4 protein-coding genes are annotated in these 4,284 nt (G+C 72.2%); 2 read left to right on the top strand and 2 right to left on the bottom strand.

Annotated elements, in window-relative coordinates:
- Positions 1-211 precede the first annotated feature (211 nt).
- A complete protein-coding gene (locus D6689_14350; GenBank protein RMH40247.1) occupies positions 212-1,282 on the top strand; it encodes a hypothetical protein in 1,071 nt (356 codons plus the stop codon).
- 12 nt (positions 1,283-1,294) lie between these two features.
- Here D6689_14350 and D6689_14345 read toward each other — a convergent pair whose 3' ends face one another.
- Positions 1,295-2,086, bottom strand: coding sequence for an MBL fold metallo-hydrolase (locus D6689_14345; protein ID RMH40246.1), 792 nt, complete (start codon positions 2,084-2,086; stop codon positions 1,295-1,297).
- On the opposite strand from D6689_14345, the gene D6689_14340 reads away from it, so the two are divergent.
- Positions 1,952-2,884, top strand: coding sequence for a hypothetical protein (locus D6689_14340; protein ID RMH40248.1), 933 nt, complete (start codon positions 1,952-1,954; stop codon positions 2,882-2,884). The genes D6689_14345 and D6689_14340 overlap by 135 nt on opposite strands.
- A gap of 18 nt (positions 2,885-2,902) precedes the next feature.
- On the opposite strand, the gene D6689_14335 is transcribed toward D6689_14340, so the two are convergent.
- Positions 2,903-4,284: YihY family inner membrane protein (locus D6689_14335; protein ID RMH40245.1), on the bottom strand; the 1,382-nt coding region annotated here is incomplete at its 5' end.

The following is a 4,284-nucleotide window of genomic DNA, read 5'->3' as shown; positions in this document are numbered from 1 at the left end:
TCGGCGTACGTCCTCGCGCCCTTCGGTTCCGTATGTTTATACGCGCCCTCGTGCGCTTCGGGCGTGCGCCGAACCTCGCCTCGCATCTCGCAACCTCGCTGGCGCGCCTATACGCAACAGCCTCCTAGCAGGCGATTGCCGGGCCGCGCGGCAGCGCGCGACCGCCCGCGGCGTGTGGAGGTAGGGCTCGGCTCCGTGGTAGGTTCCGCGCGTGGCGGGGCGTCGCACACGCTCGGGGGTCACGGCGAACCAGGTCACGGCCGTGCGCATCGCGGCCATGCCGGGGATGGCGTGGCTGCTCTACCAGGGCGAGGCGGGCCAGTGGGCGGCGCTCGCGATCGCGGTGGCCGTCGCGCTCACGGACACGCTCGACGGCTACCTCGCCCGCAAGCACGGCCCGACCGTCCTCGGGTCGCTGCTCGATCCGATCGCCGACAAGCTGTTCATCGTCGCGCTGTTCGTCCCGTTCGTGCACCTGGGCTACTTCCCGTTCGTGCCGGTCGCGCTGATCTTCTTGCGCGAGCTGTTGGTGACGGCGCTGCGCACCGCGTACGAGCGGCGCGGCGTGCGGTTCCGCACGAGCTATCTGGCGAAGGTCAAGACGTGGGTGCAGATGCAAGGCGCGATCACCGTGTTGGCGTTTCGGTTGATCGGCGATTCGCGGGCGACCGCCTGGGTGCTCGCCGCGTTCACCGTCGCCGTCGCCGCCGGCGCCGCGTTCGCGTGGGCGCGCGAGCGGCGGCTCCGGCGCGGCCCGTGGATCATGGTCGGGGCGTGCGCCGCGGTGGATGCGACGCTGTGGCTCGGCGGCGTCGACGTCGCCAGCTCGGCGATCGTCGTCGCGATCGTGGCGCTCACGTGGCTCAGCGCGGTGGACTACTTCACGGCGGGCGTGCGCGAATTGGCCGCCCGCGGTAGGCCCGGCTGGTCGCCGGCGGATGCGGCGCGGGTCGCCGGCGCGATCGCGCTGCCGGGGCTGGTGATCGCGGTCGTGGTGGTCACGCGGCTTCCCGTGTGGATCCCGGTCGCGATCCTCGCGTTCGAGCTGGCGCTCGGCGGGCTCGACAACTTGTTGGCGCACCATCGGGCCGCGGCCGGCGCGCTCGAATGGGGGCTGCGCACGCTCGGCACGGCGGCGCTCGTCGCGGCGGGTGTGATCGCGAGCCGCGCCGGGGCGCCCGGCTGGGCGCTGTGGCTGGTGTCGGCCGGACTCGCCGTGAGCGTGATCGGCGGGGTGCGCGAGTTTCGCCGCGGCAGCCACTACTACCTGGCGCAGGGCTGACCGCGACCGCCGTCACTCTGCGGCACGCGCGCGGCCGCCGGCCGCCCCGAGCAGCCGCGGCCGGGCAAGCGCCATCGACTCGCCGTGGCCGAGGATGCGCACGCGCTCCGACTCGTTTCGCTCGCGGGCGACCCGGGCGAGGCGCCGCGGCGCCGTGCGGGCGGGCCCGAAAGGAATCTGCACCGTGCCGTAGTGGACCGGGACGAACGTCTTGGCGCGCAACCGGCGCGCCAGGTCGAGCGCCGTGTCCGGGTCGATGTGGACCCCGCGGTCCTTGGCGCCCCGGCGGGCGCGGTAGTACCAGACGGGCAAGATGCCGCCGATCGGCAGCAGCGTGGCGTCCAGGTCGAACTGCTCGCCGATGGCGTCGAACACGTCGAAGTCCGACATGTCCACGTCGCCGCTGTGGTGGACGGCATGCCCCGCGCCGGTGACGACGTAGCCGGTGCAGATCGGCGCGTCGCCCTTGCGCCAGCGGCCCGGGTCGTGCCGGGTCGGCACCGCCACCACGTCGAGGTGGCCGACCGCGAACGCATCGCCCGGTTCGACCTCGCGGACGGTGCGGAAGCCGAGATCGGCCACGTACCGGCCCGCTCCCTTGGGCACGTACAGCGCGGCCCCGCGGTCGAGCACGGCGAGGGTCCAACGGTTGAGGTGGTCGACGTGCGCGTGGGTGATGAGGATCGCGGTGGGCGCCAGTCCGCGGCAGCGACGGCGGCCGAGCGGGTCGATCAGCACGCGCTCGCCTGCCAACTCCACCAGGGCGGTGGCGTGGCCCACCCATGTGACGGCCGCGTCGGACACGTCCCTGTCATACCACGCCGCCCGCCAGCCGCCGGACCGAACGCGGGGGGTGCGGCAGACCCGCCGCCCGGCGCCGCAGCCGTCGCCGGCGGCTGCCGCGGGATCTCCGGCGGCCGGTCAGACGGCGGCCATTTTCTGTTACGTTCCGCCGACCGCGTGATCACCTACTTCTTCATCGGCGCCCTGATCGGCGCGCTCACCGGGGTTCCGATCGGTCCGGTCAACGTGGCGGTGATCGAGTCGGCCTACCGGCACCACCTGCGCCGGGCGATCGCGGTCGGCGCCGGCGGCGCGTGCGCCGACTGCCTGTACGCCTTCTTGGGCGTCGTCGGCGTCGGCCCCATCTTGCGGGCCCACCCGGGCGTGCCGCCGATCCTGTACGCCATCAGTGGGGTCGTGCTGATTCTGTACGGCGCGTTGACCTTGCGGACGCAGCCGGCCGTGCGCGCCGACGTGGACGCGCCGCGGGAGCCGCCGTCGGCCGGGTCCATGTGGACCGGGTTCGTGGTCGGCGTGGCGCTGATCTTGATGAATCCGGCCGCGATCATCACCTGGGTCGTGATCGTCGGGTCGTTTCTGGCCGAGGCGACCCGCGCCGAAGGGGTCACGGCCGCGTTCGGCATCGGCGCCGGCTCGTTTCTGTGGTTCGCGTTCGTCGCGTATTTGTCGGACCGGGGCAAGCGCGTGCTCGGCGCCAAGATGGTGTGGGTAACGCGCACGGTCGGGATCCTGCTCATCGCCTACGGCGCGTTCTCGCTCGGCCGCGCCGGCCACTACGTGGTGACCCACCTGTTGTGACCGCAACGGCAGGACTGTTCAGCGGTCCACGAGTTGGTCGAGGGTGAGCGTTCCGGTCTTCTGCCGCACGTCGCTGTCGATCTCGCGCAGCACCCGGTCGAGTCGCGTCGTCACCCGCCCCGGGCGAGCGTCCGACACGTCGTCGCTGCGAAACGCGGCCAGCACGTCTGCGAGCGCGATCTCGGACGGCGGCCGCGCCGGCATCAGGCCGACGAGATCGCCTTCGACCTCGAACACCAGGTCGGCCTCCTTCAGTCGCTGCACGATCCGGTCGACCACCTCGTCGGACAGGTCGAAGCGGTCCGCGATCGCGCGGCGCGAGATCGCCTTGCGACCGGTGAGGTACGCCTCGGCGATCGCCACCATCACGCGGGAGGCGACCACGCCGTTGACGCGCTCGAGCAACTCCCGTTCGAGTGACATGCGCCGCCGCCGGTCGCCGCGCTCGAGCAGGTGCAGGTGTTGGGCCGCGAACGCGACCTCGCAGCCGAGCAGCAACACGAGCCAGCTGTAATAGATCCACAGCAGCAAGATCGGCACGATCGCGACCGCACCGTAGATACCGGCATACTTCGCGAATGCGACCTCGGTGGCGTACGCCTTGAACAGCGCCTTCGCGATCTCGAATAGCACCGCGAACACGAGCGAGCCGGCGAGCGCGGCGCGCAGGTGGACCCGCGTGCGCGGCAGCACGTAGATCGCGGTGAACGCGGCGGCCGTACTCACGCCGAAGCCGAGCAGCAAGCCCGCGAAGCCATCGGTGAGTCCAGCTTGTTGTGCCTTCAACAAGGTAAGGCCAGCGGCGAGCGGCAGCACCGTGATCGCCGCGTAGAACACGACGAGCTTCTGCGCCAACGGCCGGCGCCGCTCGGTTCGCCAGATGTCGTTCATCACCCGGTCGAGCGTGTTGAACATCACGAACGCCACGGCGAGGGTGAGGACGAGCCCCGCGACGCCGAGGGTCTTGAACGTGACGTTCTCGGACCAGCGCGTGAGCGTCTCCGCGATGTCCTTGGGCGACACCGGGATGAACGTCTGCGACATGAACTCGACCAGGGTGGACTCGGCGCCGATGTTGCCGGTCGCGCGCAGCGCCGACAGCGCGAGCGCCAGCGTCGGCACGATGGACAGCACGGTCTGAAACGCGAGCGACGCCGCCTGCTGCGGGCAGCGATCGCGCGCCCACTGCCGGAACACCTGGACCGCGACGCGCAGGGCGTACAGGAGAACCGAGCCGCGGCGCCGTCGCGGCTCGTGGGCCAACAGCGCCGCGAGCCACCGCGCCGCGCGCTGGCGCAGGCCGACGGCCGCATCGCCCGCGGACACCGCGACGCCGCGCAACGTGGACCGCCGGCGCCGGCGCGGCTCGCCCGCCGCATCGCCGCCGGAAGCCGCGCCGG

The sequence above is a fragment of the Deltaproteobacteria bacterium genome (assembly GCA_003696105.1).
Classification (GTDB): domain Bacteria; phylum Myxococcota_A; class Polyangia; order Haliangiales; family J016; genus J016.
The sequence above is the reverse complement of the archived record's forward strand: the minus strand, read 5'-3'. Positions and strand labels throughout refer to the sequence as shown.